General features: G+C 61.9%; 20 protein-coding genes. 12 read left to right on the plus strand and 8 right to left on the minus strand.

The genetic code is table 11. From position 1 onward, the window contains the following. Nucleotides 1–102 precede the first annotated feature (102 nt). The 3 genes from cysZ to HBO11_RS23890 all read left to right on the plus strand — a co-directional run bounded on the left by cysZ (nucleotide 103) and on the right by HBO11_RS23890 (nucleotide 3192). Entirely contained in the window at nucleotides 103–858 is a 756-nt protein-coding gene (gene cysZ / locus HBO11_RS23880) for a sulfate transporter CysZ (protein WP_169954888.1), read from the plus strand. A gap of 83 nt (nucleotides 859–941) precedes the next feature. Further along, on the plus strand, nucleotides 942–1934 hold the full coding sequence (locus tag HBO11_RS23885) for a cytochrome-c peroxidase (protein ID WP_169954887.1): 993 nt from the start codon (nucleotides 942–944) through the stop codon (nucleotides 1932–1934). 55 nt (nucleotides 1935–1989) lie between these two features. Beyond that, nucleotides 1990–3192, plus strand: coding sequence for a glycosyltransferase family 1 protein (locus HBO11_RS23890; protein WP_169954886.1), 1203 nt, complete (start codon nucleotides 1990–1992; stop codon nucleotides 3190–3192). 93 nt (nucleotides 3193–3285) lie between these two features. Here HBO11_RS23890 and HBO11_RS23895 read toward each other — a convergent pair whose 3' ends face one another. The 3 genes from HBO11_RS23895 to HBO11_RS23905 all read right to left on the minus strand — a co-directional run bounded on the left by HBO11_RS23895 (nucleotide 3286) and on the right by HBO11_RS23905 (nucleotide 5679). Beyond that, on the minus strand, nucleotides 3286–4389 hold the full coding sequence (locus HBO11_RS23895; RefSeq protein WP_169954885.1) for an NADH:flavin oxidoreductase: 1104 nt from the start codon (nucleotides 4387–4389) through the stop codon (nucleotides 3286–3288). Nucleotides 4390–4574: 185 nt separating this feature from the next. Further along, nucleotides 4575–5057: a glutathione peroxidase gene (locus HBO11_RS23900; RefSeq protein ID WP_169954884.1), complete on the minus strand. Its 483-nt coding sequence runs from the start codon at nucleotides 5055–5057 to the stop codon at nucleotides 4575–4577. A 136-nt stretch (nucleotides 5058–5193) separates the two neighbouring features. Continuing rightward, complete coding sequence (locus tag HBO11_RS23905) at nucleotides 5194–5679, minus strand: peptidylprolyl isomerase (protein ID WP_017476012.1); 486 nt, start codon at nucleotides 5677–5679, stop codon at nucleotides 5194–5196. Between HBO11_RS23905 and HBO11_RS23910 the strand changes: the two genes are divergently transcribed. The 3 genes from HBO11_RS23910 to HBO11_RS23920 are packed head-to-tail and all read left to right on the plus strand — an operon-like array spanning nucleotide 5648 to nucleotide 9046. Next, nucleotides 5648–5986 (plus strand): DUF3565 domain-containing protein, encoded by a 339-nt coding sequence (locus HBO11_RS23910; protein WP_169954883.1) that lies wholly within the window; start codon nucleotides 5648–5650, stop codon nucleotides 5984–5986. The genes HBO11_RS23905 and HBO11_RS23910 overlap by 32 nt on opposite strands. Before the next feature lie 60 nt (nucleotides 5987–6046). Then, on the plus strand, nucleotides 6047–8146 hold the full coding sequence (gene pta, locus HBO11_RS23915) for a phosphate acetyltransferase (RefSeq protein ID WP_169954882.1): 2100 nt from the start codon (nucleotides 6047–6049) through the stop codon (nucleotides 8144–8146). After that, a complete protein-coding gene (locus HBO11_RS23920) occupies nucleotides 8147–9046 on the plus strand; it encodes an acyltransferase (protein ID WP_169954881.1) in 900 nt (299 codons plus the stop codon). A gap of 174 nt (nucleotides 9047–9220) precedes the next feature. Here HBO11_RS23920 and cysN read toward each other — a convergent pair whose 3' ends face one another. From cysN to HBO11_RS23935, 3 genes are all read right to left on the minus strand, one after another. After that, on the minus strand, nucleotides 9221–11119 hold the full coding sequence (cysN, locus tag HBO11_RS23925; protein ID WP_169954880.1) for a sulfate adenylyltransferase subunit CysN: 1899 nt from the start codon (nucleotides 11117–11119) through the stop codon (nucleotides 9221–9223). A gap of 9 nt (nucleotides 11120–11128) precedes the next feature. Then, complete coding sequence (gene cysD / locus HBO11_RS23930; RefSeq protein WP_029295601.1) at nucleotides 11129–12046, minus strand: sulfate adenylyltransferase subunit CysD; 918 nt, start codon at nucleotides 12044–12046, stop codon at nucleotides 11129–11131. A gap of 249 nt (nucleotides 12047–12295) precedes the next feature. Beyond that, entirely contained in the window at nucleotides 12296–13054 is a 759-nt protein-coding gene (locus HBO11_RS23935) for a Nif3-like dinuclear metal center hexameric protein (protein ID WP_169954879.1), read from the minus strand. A gap of 102 nt (nucleotides 13055–13156) precedes the next feature. Between HBO11_RS23935 and algW the strand changes: the two genes are divergently transcribed. The 3 genes from algW (at nucleotide 13157) to HBO11_RS23950 (ending at nucleotide 17233) form a co-directional block, all read left to right on the plus strand. Next, nucleotides 13157–14317 (plus strand): Do family serine endopeptidase AlgW, encoded by a 1161-nt coding sequence (gene algW, locus HBO11_RS23940; protein ID WP_169954878.1) that lies wholly within the window; start codon nucleotides 13157–13159, stop codon nucleotides 14315–14317. A 75-nt stretch (nucleotides 14318–14392) separates the two neighbouring features. After that, nucleotides 14393–16501, plus strand: a complete 2109-nt coding sequence (locus HBO11_RS23945) for a TonB-dependent siderophore receptor (RefSeq protein ID WP_169954877.1) — start codon at nucleotides 14393–14395, stop codon at nucleotides 16499–16501. A 12-nt stretch (nucleotides 16502–16513) separates the two neighbouring features. After that, nucleotides 16514–17233: a DUF4198 domain-containing protein gene (locus HBO11_RS23950; protein ID WP_169954876.1), complete on the plus strand. Its 720-nt coding sequence runs from the start codon at nucleotides 16514–16516 to the stop codon at nucleotides 17231–17233. A 156-nt stretch (nucleotides 17234–17389) separates the two neighbouring features. Here the strand turns inward: HBO11_RS23950 and hemH are convergent, their stop codons facing one another. After that, a complete protein-coding gene (hemH, locus tag HBO11_RS23955; protein ID WP_169954875.1) occupies nucleotides 17390–18412 on the minus strand; it encodes a ferrochelatase in 1023 nt (340 codons plus the stop codon). A gap of 14 nt (nucleotides 18413–18426) precedes the next feature. After that, nucleotides 18427–19326, minus strand: coding sequence for a TIGR01777 family oxidoreductase (locus HBO11_RS23960; protein WP_169954874.1), 900 nt, complete (start codon nucleotides 19324–19326; stop codon nucleotides 18427–18429). 197 nt (nucleotides 19327–19523) lie between these two features. Here HBO11_RS23960 and HBO11_RS23965 point away from each other — a divergent pair, with 197 nt between their 5' ends. From HBO11_RS23965 to HBO11_RS23975, 3 genes are all read left to right on the plus strand, one after another. Continuing rightward, entirely contained in the window at nucleotides 19524–20510 is a 987-nt protein-coding gene (locus HBO11_RS23965) for an FAD-dependent oxidoreductase (protein ID WP_169954873.1), read from the plus strand. Then, a complete protein-coding gene (locus HBO11_RS23970; protein WP_169954872.1) occupies nucleotides 20507–20722 on the plus strand; it encodes a TIGR02450 family Trp-rich protein in 216 nt (71 codons plus the stop codon). The genes HBO11_RS23965 and HBO11_RS23970 overlap by 4 nt, the downstream gene beginning before the upstream one ends. A gap of 101 nt (nucleotides 20723–20823) precedes the next feature. Beyond that, nucleotides 20824–21795: a DUF523 and DUF1722 domain-containing protein gene (locus HBO11_RS23975; RefSeq protein WP_169954871.1), complete on the plus strand. Its 972-nt coding sequence runs from the start codon at nucleotides 20824–20826 to the stop codon at nucleotides 21793–21795. Nucleotides 21796–21798 lie beyond the last annotated feature (3 nt).

Consider the following 21798-nt stretch of genomic DNA (forward strand, 5'->3'; position numbering starts at 1 on the left):
CAACATGTTTGTTACCGTTAATGTCGGCTTGCTGACCGTGCTTTCACCGTATCGGCAAAGCCGGTAAGGTCGGCGCGTTCGCCCTTTTGCCCGGAGTTATCCATGCCCGCCCCCGTTCTGTCAGGCCCACAATACCTGCGTGAAGGCCTGAAACTGGTCTTGAGCCCAGGCCTGCGCCTGTTCGTCCTGCTGCCCCTGGCGATCAACCTGATACTGTTCGTCGGATTGATCTATTTTGCTGGCCATCAGTTCAGCCTGTGGGTCGACACCTTGATGCCGACGCTGCCCAGTTGGCTGAGTTTCCTCAGCTACATCCTGTGGCCGCTGTTCGTGCTGCTGGTGGCGTTTATGGTGTTTTTCAGCTTCACCATGCTCGCCAACATCATCGCTGCACCGTTTAACGGCTTTCTCGCGGAAAAAGTCGAAGTGGTGGTGCGCGGCACCGATGACTTCCCCGCCTTCAGCTGGGCCGAGCTGTTTGCCATGGTCCCGCGCACCCTGGCCCGGGAAATGCGCAAACTGGGCTACTTCCTGCCCCGGGCCATCGGCCTGTTTATCCTGTCGTTCATCCCGGTGGTCAACCTGATTGCCGCACCGCTGTGGCTGCTGTTCGGGGTGTGGATGATGGCGATCCAATACATCGACTACCCGGCCGACAACCACAAGCTGGGCTGGAACGAAATGCTCGCCTGGCTGCGCCAGAAGCGCTGGCAGAGCATGAGCTTTGGCGGGATCGTCTACCTGGTGCTGCTGGTGCCGGTAGTCAACCTGCTGATGATGCCAGCAGCGGTGGCCGGGGCGACGTTGTTCTGGGTGCGTGAGCAAGGCGCCGAAACGATGCTGGCGAAAAACCCCTAGGCTGTTCGATTGACCTGGATCATGGCGATTTGCCCATACAGAGCACATGGTTATTAAAACTATAAGCCTGTGGGGAGCGCACCATGTACAGACCGTTGATGCTGATGTTCGGATTGATGTTGGGCGGTGAGGCCTGGGGGGCCGCCGCCGCCAATGAGCCCATATTGCCGGTACAACCGGCGAAGATCACCGATGCCGACAAGGTCGAACTGGGCAAGCAATTGTTCTTCGACCCACGCTTGTCCAAGTCCGGCTTCATTTCCTGCAACTCGTGCCACAACCTGAGCATGGGCGGCAGCGACAATCTGCCCACCTCCATCGGGCATAACTGGCACCAGGGGCCGATCAACTCACCGACGGTGCTCAACTCGAGCATGAGCGTCGCGCAGTTCTGGGACGGACGCGCGGCGACCCTGCAGGAGCAGGCCGGCGGCCCGATCGCCAACCCGGGCGAAATGGGCTTCACCCATGACCTGGCGGTGGACGTGCTGCGCTCAATCCCCCAGTACCAGGCCTCGTTCAAGAAAGTGTATGGCGATGACGGCATCAAGTTCGACGATGTGACCAACGCCATCGCGGCCTTCGAAGAAACCCTGGTCACCCCCAACGCCCCATTCGACCGCTGGCTGCTGGGCGACAAAAAAGCCATCAGCGCCACGGCTGCCCAGGGCTACCAGTTGTTCAAGAACATCGGCTGCGTGGCCTGCCACAACGGCGAGGCGGTCGGTGGCAGCACCTTCCAGAAAATGGGCATGGTCGAACCCTACGCCACCAAGAACCCGGCCCAGGGCGTGGCCGGCCTGACCGGCAAGGATCAGGACCGGATGATGTTCAAGGTGCCGACCTTGCGTAACGTCGCCCTGACCTACCCCTACTTCCACGACGGTGCCTATTGGAACCTGAGCGAAGCGGTGGACGTCATGGCCCGCCTGCAATTGGGCCGCAAGTTGAGCACCGATGAGGTTAGCCAGATTGTCGCGTTCCTCGACACCCTGACCGGCGACCAGCCGGACTTCAAGCTGCCGATCCTGCCGCCGTCCTCGGCCAAGACCCCGCGTCCTACGCCGTTCAACTAAGCCAATGCCGGGCCCTGTCGTCACAAATCCGTCATTGCGATGACACAATGGCGACATGGCCCGCGCCGACACTGGCTGCATGACGACAGCCTTCCTGAACATCACCCTGATTACCGAAACCTTCCCACCGGAAATCAACGGCGTGGCCAACACCCTTGGCCGCCTGTGTGATGGCCTGCGCGCGCGCGGGCATCAGGTGGAGTTGGTGCGCCCGCGCCAGGGTGGCGACTTGAGTCGCATCAGTGACGACGGCCTGCTGCTGTGTCGCGGCTGGCCTTTGCCGGGCTATCCCGGCCTGCAATGGGGCCAGTCCTCGATGCACAAGCTGCTGCGGCGCTGGAAACGCCAGCGCCCGGACGTGCTGTACATTGCCACCGAGGGCCCGCTGGGCTTGTCCGCCTTGCGTGCGGCACGGCGCCTGGGGATCAGCGTGGTCAGCGGTTTCCATACCAACTTCCAGCAGTATTCCAGCCAATACGGCCTGGGCATGCTCAGCCGCTTCCTGACCCACTACCTGCGCTGGTTCCACAACCGCTCCACCCTGACCCTGGTGCCCAGCGTCAGCCAGCGCCTGGAGCTGGAGCGCCGCCACTTCGAGCGCCTGGACCTGTTGTCACGCGGCGTCGACAGCCAATTGTTCCACCCGGCCAGGCGTGACAATGGCTTACGTGAGCAATGGGGCCTGGGTAATGAAGATATTGCCGTCCTGCATGTCGGACGCCTGGCACCGGAAAAAAACCTCGGTTTGCTCAAACGTTGCTTCGAGGCGTTGCAGGCGACTTATCCACAGCGTCGCTTGAAGCTGATCGTCGTCGGCGACGGGCCGCAGCGCGAAGCCCTGGCGAAGACCCTCCCGGCAGCAGCGTTCTGCGGCACGCAACGCGGCGAGGAGCTGGCCCGGCACTATGCGTCCGGGGATTTGTTTCTATTCCCCAGCCTCACCGAGACCTTTGGCAACGTGGTCCTGGAAGCCATGGCATCGGGCCTGGGTGTGGTGGCCTACGACCAGGCGGCCGCCACCCAGCATATCCGCCACGGCTACAGCGGTGCCGTGGCGATGCCGGGGGATGAGGATGCGTTTTGCGATGCCGCCAGTTGGTTGCTGGAAGAGCCGGAGAGTTTACGCCGCGTGCGCCTGAATGCGCGCCAGCATGCCAGTCGCCAGGGCTGGCCGGCGATTATTGAGCGGTTTGAACATCAACTGCGCGGGGCGTGTGGCGAGGACTTGCTGGAGACGGGCAGCTCGAAGCTGACCTGACGGGCCCTATCGCGGGCAAGCCCGCTCCCACAGGTTGCTTGCATTCCAATGTAGGAGCGGGCTTGCCCGCGATAGAGCCCGTCAATTCCCCCCTTAAACCAGGGTAGTCAACGCCTCACGGCTGAACGGCAAGATATCGCCCTCACGCCCTTCACGCACTTTCAGCGCCCAATCCGGATCGACCAGCAGCGCACGCCCCACGGCCACCAGGTCGAACTCGTCGTTATTCAAGCGCTCCAGCAGTTTTTCCAGGCTTGCCGGCTGTGCGATTTTGTCGGTGTTGACCATGAACTGCAGGAACTCGCCATCCAGGCCGACACTGCCCACGGTGATGGTCGGCTTGCCGGTGAGCTTACGGGTCCAACCCGCCAGGTTCAGCTCGGCCCCCTCAAACTCAGGCTCCCAGAAACGCCGCGTGGAGCAGTGGAAAATATCCACGCCCGCGTCAGACAACGGCTTGAGAAACTCACCCAACGCCTCGGGGGTTTGCACCAGGCGCGCGGTGTAATCCTGCTGCTTCCATTGGGAGAAACGGAAAATGATCGGAAATCCAGGACCTGTGGCGGCCCGCACGGCCTGGATCAACTCAATGGCAAAGCGCGAACGGCTGGCCAGGCTGCCACCGTATTCGTCCGTACGCTGGTTGCTGCCTTCCCAGAAGAACTGATCGACCAGGTAACCGTGCGCGCCGTGGATTTCCACGCCGTCCATGCCGATGGCCTGGGCATCCTTGGCGGCCTGGGCGAAGGCGGCAATCACCTCCTTGATATCCTCGACCGTCATGCCATGAACCAGCACGTTGCCGTCCTTGAGTTTTTCCATCGGGCCATAGGCCGGGACGCTGGCATCCGGCTCGGTGCCAATGCGCCGCACGCTACCGACATGCCACAACTGCGGGACGATCTTGCCGCCTTCGGCATGCACCGCATCGACCACTTTCTTCCAGCCGGCCAATGCCGCTTCACCGTAGAAATGCGGCACGTTCGGATAACCGTTGGAAGCCTGGTGGCCCACCACTGTGCCCTCCGTGATGATCAGGCCTACGCCGGCCGCCGCGCGACGGCGGTAGTACTCGATCACTTTGGAATTGGGTACGCCACCCGGGGAAAACGAACGGGTCATCGGCGCCATGACCACACGGGACGGCAATTGCAGCGCACCGAGCTGGAAAGGTTTGAACAAGGCTTGGACAGGCATGGGAGCACTCCGCACGAGAGGGATTTTATGATGCGGATAATATGGAGCACGGGCAGTGCTGGATAGCACTATTGATTGCGGTGATTAAGGGGTAAAAGCCGTGAGCCACATAAAAAACCGTAGGAGCCGGCTTGCCGGCGATGGCCGTTACTGCGGGTCGCCGGCAAGCCCGCTCCTACAGCAGGTCAGGCCAAGGCTTTTTCGATGGCCTGGACCACGCTCGGATCATCAGGCGCGGTACGCGGAGAAAACCGCGCCAATACTCGCCCATCCTTGCCCAGCAAAAATTTCTCGAAGTTCCAGGTGATATCCCCCGGAAACTCTGCCCCCTCACCCGCCAGCAGGCGGTACAACTGATGGCGATCAGGGCCGTTCACCGAAAGCTTGCTGCCCAGGGGAAAGCTCACGCCATAGTTGAGGCTGCAGAACTCCTGGATCTCTTCTTCGGTCCCAGGCTCCTGGCCTGCGAACTGATTGCACGGCAGGCCCAGCACGGTGAAACCCTGGCCCTTGTATTGCTGGTAGAGGTTTTCCAGCGCGGCATATTGTGGAGTCAGCCCACATTTGGAGGCGACATTGACCACCAGCACGACTTGCCCCTTGTAGGGCGCCAGAGGCAGCTCCTGACCATCCAGGGCTTTGAGTTTAAGGTCGTGGAAAGCACTCATGAAGAACTCCAGGTTTCCCATATTCTGTGTAACGGCCATTCGAGATTACAGCCGCCAAGTCGGCAAGAATAGCCGCCAATCAAAAAAGGCGCCCGAAGGCGCCTCTCTTTTCAACTGACTGGACGTGGCCCGTCAATCAATGGTGGTGACCACCTTCGCCGTGTACGTGGCCGTGAGCCACTTCTTCCTGGGAAGCGTCGCGGATGGCAACGATCTTGACCTGGAAGTTCAGGCGCTGGCCTGCCAGCGGGTGGTTGCCGTCGACGGTCACGTCATCGCCGTCCAGGTCGCGGATGGTCACGATCTGCATCTGGCCGTCCGGAGCGGAGGCGTGGAACTGCATGCCCACTTCCAGTTCGTCGACGCCTTCGAACATGCTGCGGCTCAGGGTGCTGACCAGTTCGGCCGAGTACTCGCCGTAGGCATCTTCAGGTTCTACGGCAACGGTCAGTTCATCACCAACCTCTTTGCCTTCCAGGGCCTTTTCCAGGCCAGGGATGATGTTACCTGCGCCTTGCAGGTAGACCAGCGGCGCGCCGCCGGCGGAGCTGTCGATGACCTCACCAGCGTCGTTGGTCAGGGTATAGTCAATGGAGACAGCCTTGTTGGCGGCGATCGGCATGGGGCGAGACCTTTTGCATAAGAATGAAGAACGGACAAGTCTAAACAAGGATTTGCCCGAAAGCGAACACAACCCGGACAGACGGAGTCGATCCGGTGACCCGACGGTCGTCGGATTTCACCAGGATGCAGATGGTCACTGGGTCGCCGCGCTGTCCTGCGGCCATACGCAGCACCTGCGCCACCAGCCGCCCTGGCAATCCCGGGGCTGGGTGATGGATCCGGCGCAACGCCTGGCAAAAATAGGCCAGCCCTTTGCCTGTGGCTGGTGTGCGCAGCGCCCGGATAACGATACCCTTGGCAGCTGATTCCCGGTCGGCGCGCAGCCATAGCGCACCACCGAAGCCATGCACCTTCAGAGAATTCGCATGCAGACTTTTTTTATCGCGCCCACCGATTTTGGTGTGGGTCTGACCTCCATCAGCCTTGGGCTGGTGCGTACCCTTGAACGGGCCGGGCTGAAAGTCGGCTTTTTCAAGCCCATTGCCCAGCCCCATCCCGGCGACACGGGGCCTGAGCGCTCCACCGAGCTGGTGGCCCGTACCCATGGCCTCAAACCACCGCAGCCATTGGGCCTGGCCCATGTCGAGCGGATGCTCGGCGATGGCCAGCTCGATGAGTTGCTCGAAGAAATCATCACCCTTTATCAACAGGCGGCCGTGGGCAAGGACGTGCTGATTGTCGAGGGCATGGTGCCGACCCGCAGCGCCAGCTATGCGGCACGGGTCAACCTGCACCTGGCAAAAAGCCTGGATGCCGAAGTCATCCTCGTCTCGGCCCCGGAAAACGAGGTGCTGACCGAACTGTCCGGCCGTGTGGAATTGCAGGCGCAGCTGTTCGGCGGCCCGAAAGACCCGAAAGTACTGGGGGTGATCCTCAACAAGGTGCAGACCGACGAGAGCATGGAGGCCTTCGCCGCCCGCCTCAAGGAGCATTCGCCGTTGCTGCGCAGTGGCGATTTCCGCCTGCTCGGCTGCATCCCGTTCCAGCCCGAGCTCAACGCCCCGCGCACACGCGATGTGGCCGACCTGATGGGCGCGCAAGTGCTCAACGCCGGCGACTATGAAACTCGGCGCATGAACAAAATCATCATCTGCGCGCGCACCATGCGCAACACCGTGGAGCTGCTCAAGCCCGGCGTGCTGGTGGTGACGCCGGGGGATCGCGACGACATCATCCTCGCCGTCAGCCTGGCCGCGATCAATGGCGTGCCCCTGGCCGGCCTGCTGCTGACCAGCGACACCCTGCCCGACCCACGGATCATGGACCTGTGCCGTGGCGCATTCCAGGCCGGGTTGCCGGTGCTGTCGGTGAGTACCGGCTCCTATGACACTGCCAACCAGCTCAACAGCCTGAACAAGGAAATCCCGATTGATGACCGCGAACGTGCGGAGATCATCACCGATTTCGTCGCCAGCCACCTGGATGCGCGCTGGCTGCACCAGCGTTGCGGTACGCCACGGGAGATGCGCCTGTCGCCGGCAGTGTTCCGCTATCAGTTGATCCAGCGCGCCCAGGCCGCCAACAAGCGCATTGTGTTGCCCGAAGGCAGCGAGCCGCTGACCGTGCAAGCCGCCGCCATCTGCCAGGCCCGCGGCATTGCCCGTTGCGTGCTGCTGGCCAAGCCGGCCGATGTCCAAGCCGTAGCCCGCGCCCATGGCATCGAGCTGCCTGAAGGCCTGGAAATTCTGGACCCGGACCTGATCCGCGAGCGCTATGTCGAGCCCATGGTGGCGCTGCGCAAGAGCAAAAGCCTCAACGCACCGATGGCCGAGCAGCAACTGGAAGACACCGTGGTGATCGCCACCATGATGCTGGCGCTGGATGAAGTAGACGGCCTGGTCTCCGGGGTCATCCACTCCACCGCCAATACCATCCGCCCGGCCTTGCAGCTGATTAAAACGGCGCCGGGCTGCACCCTGGTGTCATCGGTGTTTTTCATGCTGTTTCCCGAGCAGGTGCTGGTCTACGGCGACTGCGTGATGAACCCACACCCAAGCGCTGCGGAACTGGCGGAAATCGCCCTGCAAAGCGCCGACTCGGCCGCCGCCTTCGGCATCACCCCACGCGTGGCGATGATCAGCTATTCCAGCGGTGACTCGGCCAGTGGCGAGGAAGTGGAGAAAGTCCGCGAAGCCACCCTGCTGGCCCACGAGCAACAAAGCTCGCTGCTGATCGACGGCCCCTTGCAGTACGACGCCGCCGCCAACGAAAACGTCGCCCGGCAACTGGCGCCCAACAGCCTGGTGGCGGGCAAGGCCACGGTCTTTGTATTCCCCGACCTCAACACTGGCAACACCACCCACAAGGCGGTGCAACGCAGTGCCGATTGCGTCAGCCTCGGCCCCATGCTGCAAGGCCTGCGCAAACCCGTGAACGACCTGCCCCGTGGGGCCCAGGTGGACGATATCGTCTACACCATCGCCCTGACCGCGATTCAAGCCGCCAACCGACCTATGGATGCCTAAATGCTGGAATTCCTGCCTGCCCCCCTGCGTGGGGTGATCGCCTCGCTGTTGCTGGCGTTGAACACAATTCTGCTGTGTTCATTCCTGTTTATCGTCGCGCTGTTCAAGGCACTGCCCTTCGCCAAGCGCTTCAGCGAATGGCTGATGAACCAGACCCACGAGGCCTGGATCAGCAATAACAACACCTGGATGAACCTGGTACGCCGCACCCGCTGGCACCTCAAGGGCCTGGAAAGCCTGGACTACCAGCACTCGTACCTGGTGACCAGCAACCACCAGAGCTGGGTCGACATCATGGTGCTGCAGTACGTGCTCAATCGGCGGATCCGTCCGCTGAAGTTTTTCCTCAAGCAGGAGCTGATCTGGGTGCCGGTGATTGGCCTGGCCTGGTGGGCGCTGGGCTTCCCCTTCATGAAGCGCTACACCAAGGCCTACCTGGAAAAACACCCGGAGAAGAAAGGCAAGGACCTGGAAACCACCCGCAAGACCTGTGCGAAGTTTCGCGACAACCCGGTGGGTATTTTCAACTTTGCCGAAGGCACACGCTTCACCCCAGGCAAACATGCGCAGCAGCAGTCGCCGTTTCGTTACCTGCTCAAGCCCAAGGCTGGTGGCATTGCGTTTGTGCTGGATGCCATGGGTGAGCAGTTGAAGTCATTGGTCAACGTGACAATCCACTATCCGGGCGGCCGCCCGGGTTTCTGGGACTTGCTGTGCGGCAATGTGCAGGAGGTGGTGGTGCAGTTTGAAGAGGTGCAGATCCCGGCCGAGTTCATTGGCAAGAATTATGAGCAGGATGGGGAATATCGGCTGGCGTTCCAGGGCTGGATCAACCAGTTATGGGAAGACAAGGATGCTCTGCTGAGCCGACTTCACATCGAGTACCCAGGCAATAGGTGATCACTATGTGGGAGCTGGCTTGCCTGCGATAGCGGTCTGTCAGAGGTAAGTGCATTGCCTGGCCTCCTGCAATCGCAGGCAAGCCAGCTCCCACATTGACGGTGTTGACCTTTAGAGTGTGAAAAAAGCCCGCCACCGAGTGCTCGGTGGCGGGCTTTTTTGTGGCGGCGAGGTTTAGATCGCGCCGCGCTGGCGCAACAGCTCCAGCACTTGCTTGACGCTGTCGTCCAGCGACAGTGCCTGGGTATCGATCACCAGGTCAGCATTCAACGGCACGTCGTACGGGAACGACTCGCCAGGGATGTTATCCCCACCGGCGGCGTACAGGCCTTGCGGGTCACGCTCGGCACACACCAGCGGCGAGGCCTGCACGTACACGGTCAGCAAACGGTCACTGCCGATCAACGCCTTGGCCTGTTCCCGGCCTTCGGCATCCGGTGCGACGAAGGCCGCCAGGGTCAGCAGGCCGGCTTCGTTGAACTGACGCGCCACGTGGGCCGCACGCCGCCAGTTCTCGGTACGCCCGGCACGATCCTGGGGCAGGCCTTTGTTCAGGTCATGGCGCAGGTTCTGCCCATCCAGCACAAACACCGCACGGCCCATATCGAACAGTTTGCGCTCGACCGCATAGGCCAGGGTGCTCTTGCCAGCGCCCGACAAGCCGCTGAACAACACGGTGGCCGGCTGCTGGCCGAAGCGCTGGGCGCGTTCTTCGGTGGCCACATGGGCCAACTTGCCGTGCTGCGCGGCGCTGCCATGGCTGACCGGCGGGGCGATGATCATGCCCGCAGCCACGGTGCCGTTGGTCAAACGGTCGATCACGATAAAGGCGCCGGTGGTGCGGTTGCTGGCGTAACCGTCCAGGGCAATGGCCGCATCGAGGCTGACCTTGACCCGGCCGATCTCGTTCAACTGCAAGGCACTGGCCGGGCCTTCCTCGAGGGTGTTCACATCCACACGATGCACGATGCTGGTGATCGAACCCGGCACATAGCTGGTGGCGCGCTTGATGTCGTATTTCTTGCCCGGCAGCATCGGCTCCTCGGCCATCCACACCAGCATGGCGTCGAAGGCATCGGTGACTTGCGGCACGTTGTCGGCATGCACCAGCAGGTCGCCACGGGAGATGTCGATCTCGTCTTCCATGGTCAGGGTCACGGCCTGGCCTGGGCCTGCGTGCTCCAGTTCACCTTCGAAGGTGACGATGGATTTGACGCGGCTGCTCTTGCCCGACGGCAGCACCACGACTTCGTCGCCCTTGTGCACGATGCCGCTGGCCAGGGTGCCGGCAAAACCACGGAAGTTCAGGTTCGGACGGTTGACGTACTGCACCGGGAAACGCAGGTCGGTGTAATTGCGGTCGTTGGCGATCTCGACGGTTTCGAGGATCTCCATCAGCGACTGGCCGGTGTACCACGGCGAACGCTCGCTTTTGTTCACCACGTTGTCGCCCTTGAGCGCCGACATCGGCACAAAGGCCATGGTGCTCGGCTTGAACGCAATGCCATCGGCGAACTTCAGGTAATCGGCCTTGATCGACTCGAAAATGCTCTCGTCGAAACCGTTGAGGTCCATCTTGTTGATCGCGATGACGATGTGCTTGATGCCCAACAGCGAGGCGATAAAGCTGTGGCGACGGGTCTGGGTCTGCACGCCGTAGCGCGCGTCCACCAGGATGATCGCCAGGTCACAGGTGGACGCACCGGTGGCCATGTTGCGGGTGTACTGCTCATGGCCGGGGGTGTCGGCGATGATGAATTTGCGCTTGGCGGTGGAGAAATAGCGGTAGGCCACATCAATGGTGATGCCCTGCTCACGCTCGGCCTGCAGGCCGTCGACCAGCAATGCCAGGTCGATATCGTCACCGGTGGTGCCGACTTTCTTCGAATCGCGGGTGATGGCTTCCAGATGGTCTTCGTAGATCATCTTCGAGTCGTGCAGCAGGCGCCCGATCAGGGTGCTCTTGCCGTCGTCGACGTTGCCACAGGTCAGAAAGCGCAGCATTTCCTTGCGTTCGTGCTGGCCCAGGTAGGCGAGGATGTCCTCGCTGATCAAATCAGATACGTGCGACATGACAACCCCTTAGAAATAACCCTGACGTTTTTTGTCTTCCATCGAGCCGGCGCCATCGTGGTCGATGACACGGCCCTGGCGCTCGGAAGTTCGCGTCAGGAGCATTTCCTGGATGATGTCCGTCAGCGTCTCGGCTTCGGACTCCACCGCGCCCGTCAACGGGTAGCAGCCAAGGGTACGGAAACGTACTTTCTTCTTGACGATACGGGCTTTGTCTTCGTCGGACAGGTGCTCGAGGATGCGCTCGTCGTCGATCATGATCAGCGTGCCGTTCTTCTCGATCACTTCGCGTTCGGCGGCGAAGTACAGCGGCACGATCGGGATACCTTCCAGATAGATGTACTGCCAGATATCCAGCTCGGTCCAGTTGGACAGCGGGAACACGCGGATCGACTCGCCCTTGTTGACGTTGCCGTTGTAGACGTTCCACAGCTCCGGACGCTGGTTTTTCGGGTCCCAGCGGTGCTTGCTGTCGCGGAACGAGTACACGCGCTCTTTGGCGCGGGATTTCTCTTCATCGCGACGGGCGCCGCCGAACGCTGCGTCGAAACCATACTTGTCCAAGGCTTGTTTCAGGCCTTCGGTCTTCATGATGTCGGTGTGCTTGGCACTGCCGTGGGTAAACGGGTTGATGCCCTGCGCCACGCCGTCCGGGTTGACGTGGGTGATCAGCTCCAGGCCCAGTTCCTCGACCATGCGGTCGCGGAATTTGTACATTTCCTGGAATTTCCACTGAGTGTCCACATGCATCACCGGAAACGGCAGCTTGCCCGGGAAGAATGCCTTGCGCGCCAGATGCAGCATCACGGCGGAGTCTTTGCCGATGGAGTAGAGCATCACCGGGTTGTCGAACTCGGCGGCAACCTCACGGATGATGTGGATGCTCTCCGCCTCCAGCTGTTTCAGATGCGTCAGTTTATCGACCATGGCTACTCACGGAAAAACGATTCTTTTTGGACGGCCTGCGGGCCGTGTTCGAGCGGGGCATGCTAGCACAGCACCTTCTTCTATTCAGGGAGCCAGCTAGATCGAAACGGTATATGGATATACCGCCTCGTTTGGCCGTACATCGCCCCGTAGGAGCCGGCTTGCCGGCGATGGCGTCCTTGAAATCAATGCATGACTCAAGGGCCTCATCGCCGGCAAGCCGGCTCCTACAGTGGACGCAATGGGGGCTTAGATCGGGTTGGGGCAATCGATAAACAGGTGTTCCAGGGCAAAGCGCCGGGCCAGGTAGTCGCCCAGGGCCTGCACGCCATAACGCTCGGTGGCGTGATGGCCGGCGGCGATAAAGCTGATGTCGTTTTCCCGGGCGCTGTGGAAGGTCTGCTCCGAGGCTTCGCCGCTGAGGTACAAATCCACCCCGGCCAGCACGGCCTGGTCGATGTAGCCCTGGCCGCCGCCGGTGCACCAGCCCACGCGGCGGATCATCGCGCTGCCTTCGATCAGCAACGGCTCGCGGCCCATGGCTTCCTGCACGCGCCGGGCGAAATCCCGCGCCGACAGCGGCTCGGCCAGGGAACCCACCAGCCCCACGACCTTGAGGTTGTCCGGGTCCAGCGGGCCTTCGACGGTAATGTCCAACTGGCGGGCCAATTGCACGTTGTTGCCCACTTCCGGGTGCAGGTCCAGCGGCAGGTGGTAGGCCAAGAGGCTGATGTCGTGCTTGAGCAGGGTCTTGAGGCGGCGCTGCTTCATGCCGGTGATGCACGGGCTTTCGCCTTTCCAGAAATAGCCGTGATGCACCAGCACCAGGTCGGCCTTGGCCTCCACCGCCGCGTCGAGCAGCGCTTGGCTGGCGGTCACGCCACTGACAATGCGCAACACCTGCGGCCGGCCTTCGACCTGCAGGCCATTGGGGCAGTAATCGGCAATTTTCGCACTGTTCAAGTAGCGATCCGCTTCTTCAACCAAGGTGCTCAGGGCGACGGCCATAAAAGACTCCTAAATATCCCGTTCAGAGGCGCTCGCGGCCTCGTATAATGCGCGACATTATGGGCGCTCCCGCGCCCCCTGCAACCTGTCAGGACTTACTTGATGCTCAAGGCACTGCGTTATTTTGGATGGCCATTGTTGGCCGGCGTGCTGATCGCGATGCTGATCATTCAGCGTTATCCGCAATGGGTCGGCCTGCCAAGCCTGGACGTCAACCTGCAACAGGCGCCGCAAACCAGCGCGGTGCAACAGGGCCCGGTGACCTACGCCGATGCGGTGGTGGTGGCCGCGCCTGCGGTGGTCAACCTGTACACCACCAAAGTCATCAATAAACCGGCGCACCCACTGTTCGAAGACCCACAGTTCCGGCGCTTTTTCGGCGACAACTCGCCCAAGCAGCGCCGCATGGAGTCGAGCCTCGGTTCCGGGGTGATCATGAGCCCGCAAGGCTACATCCTGACCAACAACCATGTGAGCACCGGCGCCGACCAGATTGTCGTGGCCCTGCGTGATGGCCGCGAAACCCTGGCGCGGGTGGTGGGCAGCGACCCGGAAACCGACCTTGCCGTCCTGAAGATCGACCTGAAGAACCTGCCGTCCATCACCATCGGCCGCTCCGAGGGCCTGCGCGTGGGTGACGTGGCGCTGGCGATCGGCAACCCGTTCGGCGTCGGCCAGACGGTGACCATGGGCATCATTAGCGCCACCGGGCGCAATCAACTGGGCCTCAACAGCTACGAAGACTTCATCCAGACCGACGCGGCGATCAACCCGGGCAACTCCGGCGGCGCGCTGGTGGATGCCAGTGGCAACCTGACCGGCATCAACACCGCGATCTTCTCCAAATCCGGCGGCTCCCAAGGCATCGGCTTCGCGATCCCGGTCAAGCTGGCGATGGAAGTGATGAAGTCGATCATCGAGCACGGCCAGGTGATTCGCGGCTGGCTGGGGATTGAAGTGCAGCCGCTGACCAAGGAGCTGTCGGAGTCCTTTGGCCTGACCGGGCGCCCAGGCATCGTGATTGCCGGCATCCTGCGCGGCGGCCCGGCGGAAAAGGCCGGTATGCAGGTGGGCGATGTGATCCTCAGCATCGACGGCGAACCGGCGGGCGATGGCCGGCGTTCGATGAACCAGGTGGCGCGAATCAAACCAACGGAAAAGGTCGCGATCCAGGTGATGCGCAACGGCAAGGAAATCAAGCTGCTGGCCGAAGTGGGCCTGCGCCCGCCGCCGGCACCGGCAACGGTGAAAGAGCAGGAATAAACGACGATCCTTAAAGAGATACACTCTCAATAGTCATGTTATATTATTTCAATATTGATATTGGAATGTTAGACCATGACGTCTCGAAAGTTTGCGCCCCTGGCCGGTCTCGCCTTGGGATTGCTGGTAGACCCGGTGTTTGCCGAAGACACCCACCCCCTTGAACTGGGCACCACCAGCATCACCGGCGAGGCCTATGAGTCCGCCACCGGCCCGGTCAAGGGCTACCGCGCAACCCGCTCGGCCAGCGCGACCAAGACCGACACGGCCCTGCGCGATATCCCACAATCGATCAGTGTGATTCCCGCCACGGTGCTCAAGGACCTGGGCAGCAACAACGTCGAGCGCGCCCTGGAATTTGCCGGCGGCGTGTCCAAGCAGAACAACTTTGGTGGCCTGACCCTTTACGAATACAGCATTCGTGGCTTCACCACCTCGCAGTTCTATCAGGACGGTTTCAGCGCCAACCGCGGCTACCCCAGCACACCGGACGTGGCCAATATCGAACGCATCGAAGTGCTCAAGGGCCCCGCCGCCAGCCTGTATGGCCGTGGTGATCCCGGCGGCACGGTGAACATTGTCACCAAGAAGCCCCAAGCCGAAGCCTTCACCACCGTGCAGACCAGCGCCGGCAGCTGGGACCGCTACCGTACCGCCATCGACATGAACACCCCGCTGGACAGCGAAGGCAATGTGCTGTCGCGGGTCAACCTGGCAGTGGAGGACAACCACAGCTTCCGCGACCATGTGCAGAGCAAGCGAGTGTTTGTCGCGCCCTCGTTCAGTTGGCAACTGGACCCGGACACCAGCCTGCTGGTGGAAAGTGAGTTCGTGCGCCACAGCTCGACCTTCGACCGCGGCCTCGTCGCCCCCAACAACCGCTGGAGCGGCATGTCCCGCTCGACCTTCCTCGGCGAGCCCAACGACGGCGATATCGACAACCACAACAACCGCCTGCAAGCCACCCTCGAACATCACTTGAACGATGCCTGGAAGCTGCGCCTGGCCAGCCACTACAAACAGGGCAGCCTGTGGGGCGAAGCGTCGGAAAACCGCGCGCTGAATGCCGACGGCCATACCATCAACCGCCGCTACCGCCAACGCTCCATGGGTTGGCACGACAGCATCACCCAACTGGAGTTGCGCGGCCTGTTCGAGGTGGGCAGTTGGCAGCATGAACTGCTGATCGGCACCGAGTACGAGGACTACCGCAAGAAAGAACGGGTGACCGCCATCGCCGGCCGTTACCCGATTGATATCTACCGTCCGGTCTATGGCCAGCCCAAGCCCAATGGCGAGCGCACCGGCAGTGATTTTTTCACCCAGGTGAAAAGCCAGGCGCTGAACCTGCAAGACCAGATCGTCTTTACCGACCGCCTGCGCGGTGTGGTTGGCGTGCGCCTGGAGCATGTCGAGCAACGCTCGGAGGACTTCACCCGGAACGGTGCCAAGAGCCAGAAAACCCACGATGTCATGACCCAACGGGCGGGCCTGCTGTATCAACTGACCCCGCAAGTGGGCCTGTTTGCCAACGCCTCCACCTCGTTCAAACCGCAAAGTGAGCTGGACGCAGCCGGCAATTTCCTCAAGCCCGAGGAAGGCATCGGCTATGAAGTGGGGATCAAGAGCGAGCTGTTCGACGACCGCCTGAGCACTACCCTGGCCGCCTTCCATATCGAAAAGGAAAACACCCTGGCCACGGACCCGGCCACCGACACCAAGCGCGCCATCGGCAAGGCCCGCAGCCAGGGCTTCGACCTGCAACTGACTGGGCAACTGACGGATGCCATACGGGTGATTGGCGCGTTTGCCTACATCGATGCCGAAGTGACCAAGGGCGACAAAGAGATCCCCACCGGCAGCCGCATTCTCGGCGTGGCCAAGCGCAGTGGCAGCCTGTTGGGCGTGTACGAGTTCCAGGATGGCGCCCTGCGTGGCTCGGACCTGGGCGCGGCGTTTACCTACGTCGGCGACCGTTCGGGCGAGGCCGGTAAAAGCTTCGAGTTGCCGGCCTACCACACCGTCGACCTGCTGGCCCATTACAAGGCCAGCGATAACGTCACCGTGGGCCTGAACCTCAACAACCTGTTCGACGAAAAGTATTACGAGCGCTCCTACAGCAACTACTGGGTCAACCCCGGAGAGCCGCGCAACTTCACCGTCAGCCTGACCCTCAACCTGTAAAAGGACCTCACCATGCAAGCGCTCAAATCATTGGCCGTGCTCGGCCTGCTGTTCGCCACCCAGGTCTCGGCCCATGGCCTGTGGACCGAACAACGCCGGGGCCATGTCGAGGTGGTCTACGGCCACGGTGCCGAGGATGAAGCCTTCAAGGCGAGGAAAGTCAGCGGCGCCTGGGCCTACGACTCCAGTGGCCGGATGATCCCGGTGACCGTGCAGCGCCTGGACGATCAGGCGCGCCTGCAACCGCTCAAGCCGCCTGCCGTGCTGGCGGTGGCCTTTGATAACGGCTTGTGGTCGCAAACCCCGGACAAGAAGTGGGTGAACAAGGGCCGCAGCCAGGTACCTGGCGCCGTCGAAACCACCCAGGCCCTGAAGTACAGCCTGGCGATCTATCAGGCCGGGGCCAAGCTGCCCAAGCTGGATCAATTGAGAATGGTGATTGTGCCCGAGGTCGACCCGCTGACCGTCGGCCCCGGCCAATCGCTGCCCGTACGGGTGCTGATCGACGGCAAGCCTGCCGCCGGGATCAAGTTGATTGGTGACTACCGCAGCGCGCCCAATACCCTGAGCACCGAGACCGACAAGGATGGCCGGGCCCAGGTACTGGTGCGCAACGAGGCGTTGAATGTGATTGCGGCGAAGACAGAAGTGCCGGTCAAGGGTGACAGCGAGGTACAGGCGCGCGCGCTGTTCAGCTCACTGACCTTCCTCGGCCAGCCCCATCATGAGTGAACACCACTGAAGCCATGTGGGAGCCTGCTTGTGTAGGACTTGCCTGGGGCTGACTTGTGTGGGAGCTGGCTTGCCTGCGATAGCATCACCTTGGTATGAATGACACACCAAGGTGCCTGCATCGCAGGCAAGCCAGCTCCTACACAAGCCCCCACACTAGAGGCTGACAGGCGCTCTTTCGCACAAGGTATTGAGCGCCGCCGCCCATTGCGGATCATCATTGAGGCACGGCACCAGCACCAACTCCTCACCGCCGGCTTCGCGGAACTGCTCCAGGCCGCGATCACCAATCTCTTCCAGGGTCTCGATGCAATCGGCGACAAACGCCGGGCACATCACCAGCAACTTCTTCACCCCCTGCCGGGCCAAGGCCTCCAGGCGGGCCTCGGTATAGGGTTCGATCCACTTCGCCCGGCCCAGGCGCGACTGGAACGCCACCGACCATTTATCGTCCGCCAGGCCCATGCGCGCGGCAAAATCGCGGGCGACGCTGAAGCACTGCCCGCGATAACAGGTGGTGCGCACCTGCGGCGACGCATTGGCGCAACAGTCGCCCGCGCCTTCCAGGGAATGCCCGGGGTTGAGCTTGTTCAGGTGCCGCTCCGGCAGGCCGTGGAAGCTGAACAGCAGGTGATCGTAATCCTGCTGCAAATGCGGCTTGGCACTGGCCACCAGGGCGTCGAGGTATTCCGGCTGGTCGTAGAACGGTTGCAGGATCGAGAACTGCAGGTTGAGCTGCTGATCGCGCACCACACGCCGCGCTTCTTCGATCACCGTGGTCACGGTGCTGTCGGCAAACTGTGGATACAACGGCGCCAGCGTGACTTTGTGGATACCTTGGCCAGCAAGGCGAGTCAGCACGCTCTCAATCGACGGTTCGCCATAGCGCATCGCCAGCTCCACCGGGCCCTGGGTCCACTGCGCAGTCATCTGCTGTTGCAGGCGACGGCTGAGCACCACCAGCGGCGAGCCTTCATCCCACCAGATCGAAGCGTAGGCGTGGGCCGACTGCTCGGGACGCTTGATCAGGATCAGCGACACCAGCAAGCGCCGGACCGGCCACGGCAGGTCAATCACATACGGGTCCATCAAAAACTGATTGAGGTAGCTGCGCACATCGGCCACCGAAGTGGACGCCGGTGAGCCCAGGTTGACCAGTAACAACGCGTGATCCGTCATGCAACATCCTATCTCTAGAGGCGGCTGGACAAGTCGTCCAGGGCCGCGTGCAACTCAGTGAACTGAAAAGTGAAACCGGCGGCCAACAACCGCTCGGGCAACGCCTTCTGCCCGCCCAGCAACAGCCCGGACAACTCGCCCAAACCCACCCGCAAGGCAAACGCCGGCATCGGCATGAACGCCGGGCGGTGCAGCACCTGGCCCAGGGTCTTGGCGAACTCGCGGTTACGCACCGGCTGCGGCGCGCAGGCATTATAAGGACCGCTGGCGTCAGGTTTGTGCAGAAGAAAATCAATCAGGGCGATTTGATCCTTGATATGCACCCACGGCATCCACTGCCGACCGTTGCCGATAGGCCCGCCCAGCGCCAGCTTGAAGGGCAGCAACAGCCGCGACAAAAAGCCGCCCTGCGCCGCTAGCACCAGGCCAGTACGCACCAGCACCACCCGCAGGCCAAAGGCTTCGGCGCGCTGGGCGGTTTCTTCCCAGGCAATGCATAACTGGCTGGGGAAATCGTCCTGCACCGGGCCGCTGGCTTCGGTCAGCTCGCGCTCACCGCCATCGCCGTACCAGCCCACCGCCGAACCGCTGATCAATACCGCAGGTTTTACCGCCAGGCCTTCAAGCCAGGCCAGCAGGGTTTCCGTCAGGCTGATGCGACTGCTCCACAGCAGCGCCTTGCGTTTGTGGGTCCAGAGGCGGTCGGCAATCGGCGCGCCGGCCAGGTTGATAACGGCATCCACCGGCTGCGTCACGTCCTGCAAACGGGCCACGCCCTGCACCTGCGCACCGCACAACGTGGCGACCTGCGCGGGGTTGCGGCTCCAGACCGTCAACCGATGCCCCTGGGCGCTCCAGTGCTGGCAGAGCTGGCGGCCGATCAGACCTGTACCGCCGGTCAGCAAAATATGCATGAGATCTTCCTCCTGTAACGTTGGCCGGGCATCGCTGGTCTATTTTATAAGCAGGGATCTTTTTAATCGGCCGCGACCTGGGTTTAACCATAGGTCACGCGACACATTCAGGCATGCCGAAACTTATACCAAAAAACAATATTGTACAGCTATTGGTGTCGGCGTAGTCTGTACCCAACGGTAAAACGAGGCCTCCCATGACTGTTCCCATCGCGATCATCGGTACCGGCATCGCCGGACTTTCGGCCGCCCGAGCGTTAAAAGATGCCGGGCACGTTGTACAACTCTTCGATAAAAGCCGTGGCAGTGGCGGGCGTATGTCCAGCAAGCGCAGCGAGGCCGGTGCACTGGACCTGGGCGCGCAGTACTTCACTGCGCGCGACCGGCGCTTCGTCAATGAAGTGCAACGCTGGCAAGCCAATGGCTGGGCCGCCGAGTGGGAACCGCAACTCTACAACTGCCAATCCGGCCAACTGAGCCCCTCCCCCGACGAACAGACCCGCTGGGTCGGCACCCCGCGCATGAGCGCCATCACCCGTGCATTGCTGGATGACCTGCCGGTGGAGTTTGGCTGCCGGATCACCGAAGTGTTCCAGGGCCAGCAACACTGGAACCTGCTGGACGCCGACGGCGGCAACCATGGCCCCTTCAGCCATGTGATCATCGCCACCCCAGCCCACCAGGCCACGGCATTGCTGGCGGCGGCGCCCAAACTGGCGAGCACGGCGGCCGGGGTGAAAATGGACCCGACCTGGGCTGTCGCCCTGGCATTCGACACGCCGCTGGATACGCCGATGGAAGGCTGTTTCGTACAAGACAGCCCCCTCGACTGGCTGGCCCGCAACCGCAGCAAACCAGGGCGTGACGCCACGCCAGACACCTGGATCCTGCACGCCACCAGTGCCTGGAGCAAAAGGCACCTGGACCTGCCCAAGGAAGCCATCATCGAACTGCTCCACGGCGCCTTTGCCGAACTGCTGCATTGCAGCATGCCGGCGCCCTCCTTCAGCCTCGCCCACCGCTGGCTGTACGCCCGCCCGGCGGGCAGCCATGAATGGGGAGTGCTGGCGGATGCCGACCTGGGCCTCTACGTATGCGGCGACTGGTGCCTGTCAGGCAGGGTCGAAGGCGCATGGCTCAGCGGCCAGGAAGCCGCGCGGCGCCTGCTTGAGCACCTGCAATGAAGCGCATCAACCCGGCGAAATTACTGCTCTCGAAATGGACCGCCACCCAGCCTCGGCACAAGGAAAAGCATTTCCTGGTCACTGAGTTGTTTCGCGATGAACAAGGCCGCGTGCTGGAGATAGAACTGCAAGCGGTCCTGACCCGTCGCGCAGAGCGCCTGGCCTGGCAAAGCCTGCAAGATGCCGGGCAGTGGAAAATCGGCTGGCAGTAAAAACCTGTACAAATAATTTGACTTGTATAGCTTCAGACCTATGATGAGATTAAGTTGTACAGGAATTACATGCTGTACAGGAATCTTGTAGAGGTTTTGCCATGTCCACCCCTGTGTCCGCCACCGGCAAACCCAAGATCGCCATCAGCGCCTGCCTGCTCGGCGAGAACGTGCGCTTCAATGGCGGGCACAAACAATCCCCTCTGTGCAGCCAGACCCTCGCTGACTACTTCGACTTCGTGCCCCTGTGCCCGGAAGTGGCCATCGGCCTGGGCATCCCCCGTGAGCCGATTCGCCTGGTGGGCGACCCGCAGCAACCGCAGGCCGTGGGCACGGTGCACCGCGAACTGAACGTGACCGCCGCGCTGGACACCTACGGCCAGGACATGGCCGCCGAGCACACCGACCTGTGCGGCTACATCTTCATGCAGAAGTCACCGTCGTGCGGCCTGGAACGGGTCAAGGTCTACCGCGACAACGGCACCCCGGTGGATGGCGGCGGGCGCGGCATCTATGCCCAGGCATTCTGCGCCCGCCACCCCAATCTGCCAGTGGAAGAAGATGGCCGCCTGCATGACCCGGTGCTGCGCGAAAATTTCCTCACCCGGGTGTTTGTGTATGCCAGCTGGCAGCAACTACTGGCCGAGGGCTTGACCCGCCACCGCCTGCTGGCCTTTCACTCGCGCTACAAATACCTGCTGATGGCCCACAGCCCGGCCCACTACAAAAGCCTCGGCCATCTGCTGGGCAGCATGGGCAAGGGCTGCGACCTGCATGCCTTGGCCAGGGACTATTTCAGCGAGCTGATGAGTGCCCTGAAAAAGTGCGCCACCCGTGGCACCCATTCCAACGTGCTGCAGCACATCAGCGGCTATCTCAAGCAAGCCCTCAGCGCCGAGGACAAACAGGAGATGCAAACCCTGATCGGCCAATACCGCCACGGTATCGTGCCGCTGGTGGTGCCGCTGACCTTGCTCAAACATCACTTTCGCCAACATCCGGACCGCTACATCGCGCAGCAGGCCTACCTGCAACCGCATCCGGAAAATCTCAGCCTGCGTAATGCGATCTAACCC

This window comes from Pseudomonas sp. WS 5010, from assembly GCF_012985565.1.
Classification (GTDB): domain Bacteria; phylum Pseudomonadota; class Gammaproteobacteria; order Pseudomonadales; family Pseudomonadaceae; genus Aquipseudomonas.

What these genes read in the sequence shown, in the direction of transcription:
- cysZ (WP_169954888.1), top strand. Translation starts at nt 103, where the DNA reads ATGCCCGCCCCCGTTCTGTCAGGCCCACAATACCTGCGTGAAGGCCTG.
- HBO11_RS23885 (WP_169954887.1), top strand. Translation starts at nt 942, where the DNA reads ATGTACAGACCGTTGATGCTGATGTTCGGATTGATGTTGGGCGGTGAG.
- HBO11_RS23890 (WP_169954886.1), top strand. Translation starts at nt 1,990, where the DNA reads ATGGCCCGCGCCGACACTGGCTGCATGACGACAGCCTTCCTGAACATC.
- HBO11_RS23895 (WP_169954885.1), bottom strand. Translation starts at nt 4,389, where the DNA reads ATGCCTGTCCAAGCCTTGTTCAAACCTTTCCAGCTCGGTGCGCTGCAA.
- HBO11_RS23900 (WP_169954884.1), bottom strand. Translation starts at nt 5,057, where the DNA reads ATGAGTGCTTTCCACGACCTTAAACTCAAAGCCCTGGATGGTCAGGAG.
- HBO11_RS23910 (WP_169954883.1), top strand. Translation starts at nt 5,648, where the DNA reads ATGGAGACAGCCTTGTTGGCGGCGATCGGCATGGGGCGAGACCTTTTG.
- HBO11_RS23905 (WP_017476012.1), bottom strand. Translation starts at nt 5,679, where the DNA reads ATGCCGATCGCCGCCAACAAGGCTGTCTCCATTGACTATACCCTGACC.
- pta (WP_169954882.1), top strand. Translation starts at nt 6,047, where the DNA reads ATGCAGACTTTTTTTATCGCGCCCACCGATTTTGGTGTGGGTCTGACC.
- HBO11_RS23920 (WP_169954881.1), top strand. Translation starts at nt 8,147, where the DNA reads ATGCTGGAATTCCTGCCTGCCCCCCTGCGTGGGGTGATCGCCTCGCTG.
- cysN (WP_169954880.1), bottom strand. Translation starts at nt 11,119, where the DNA reads ATGTCGCACGTATCTGATTTGATCAGCGAGGACATCCTCGCCTACCTG.
- cysD (WP_029295601.1), bottom strand. Translation starts at nt 12,046, where the DNA reads ATGGTCGATAAACTGACGCATCTGAAACAGCTGGAGGCGGAGAGCATC.
- HBO11_RS23935 (WP_169954879.1), bottom strand. Translation starts at nt 13,054, where the DNA reads ATGGCCGTCGCCCTGAGCACCTTGGTTGAAGAAGCGGATCGCTACTTG.
- algW (WP_169954878.1), top strand. Translation starts at nt 13,157, where the DNA reads ATGCTCAAGGCACTGCGTTATTTTGGATGGCCATTGTTGGCCGGCGTG.
- HBO11_RS23945 (WP_169954877.1), top strand. Translation starts at nt 14,393, where the DNA reads ATGACGTCTCGAAAGTTTGCGCCCCTGGCCGGTCTCGCCTTGGGATTG.
- HBO11_RS23950 (WP_169954876.1), top strand. Translation starts at nt 16,514, where the DNA reads ATGCAAGCGCTCAAATCATTGGCCGTGCTCGGCCTGCTGTTCGCCACC.
- hemH (WP_169954875.1), bottom strand. Translation starts at nt 18,412, where the DNA reads ATGACGGATCACGCGTTGTTACTGGTCAACCTGGGCTCACCGGCGTCC.
- HBO11_RS23960 (WP_169954874.1), bottom strand. Translation starts at nt 19,326, where the DNA reads ATGCATATTTTGCTGACCGGCGGTACAGGTCTGATCGGCCGCCAGCTC.
- HBO11_RS23965 (WP_169954873.1), top strand. Translation starts at nt 19,524, where the DNA reads ATGACTGTTCCCATCGCGATCATCGGTACCGGCATCGCCGGACTTTCG.
- HBO11_RS23970 (WP_169954872.1), top strand. Translation starts at nt 20,507, where the DNA reads ATGAAGCGCATCAACCCGGCGAAATTACTGCTCTCGAAATGGACCGCC.
- HBO11_RS23975 (WP_169954871.1), top strand. Translation starts at nt 20,824, where the DNA reads ATGTCCACCCCTGTGTCCGCCACCGGCAAACCCAAGATCGCCATCAGC.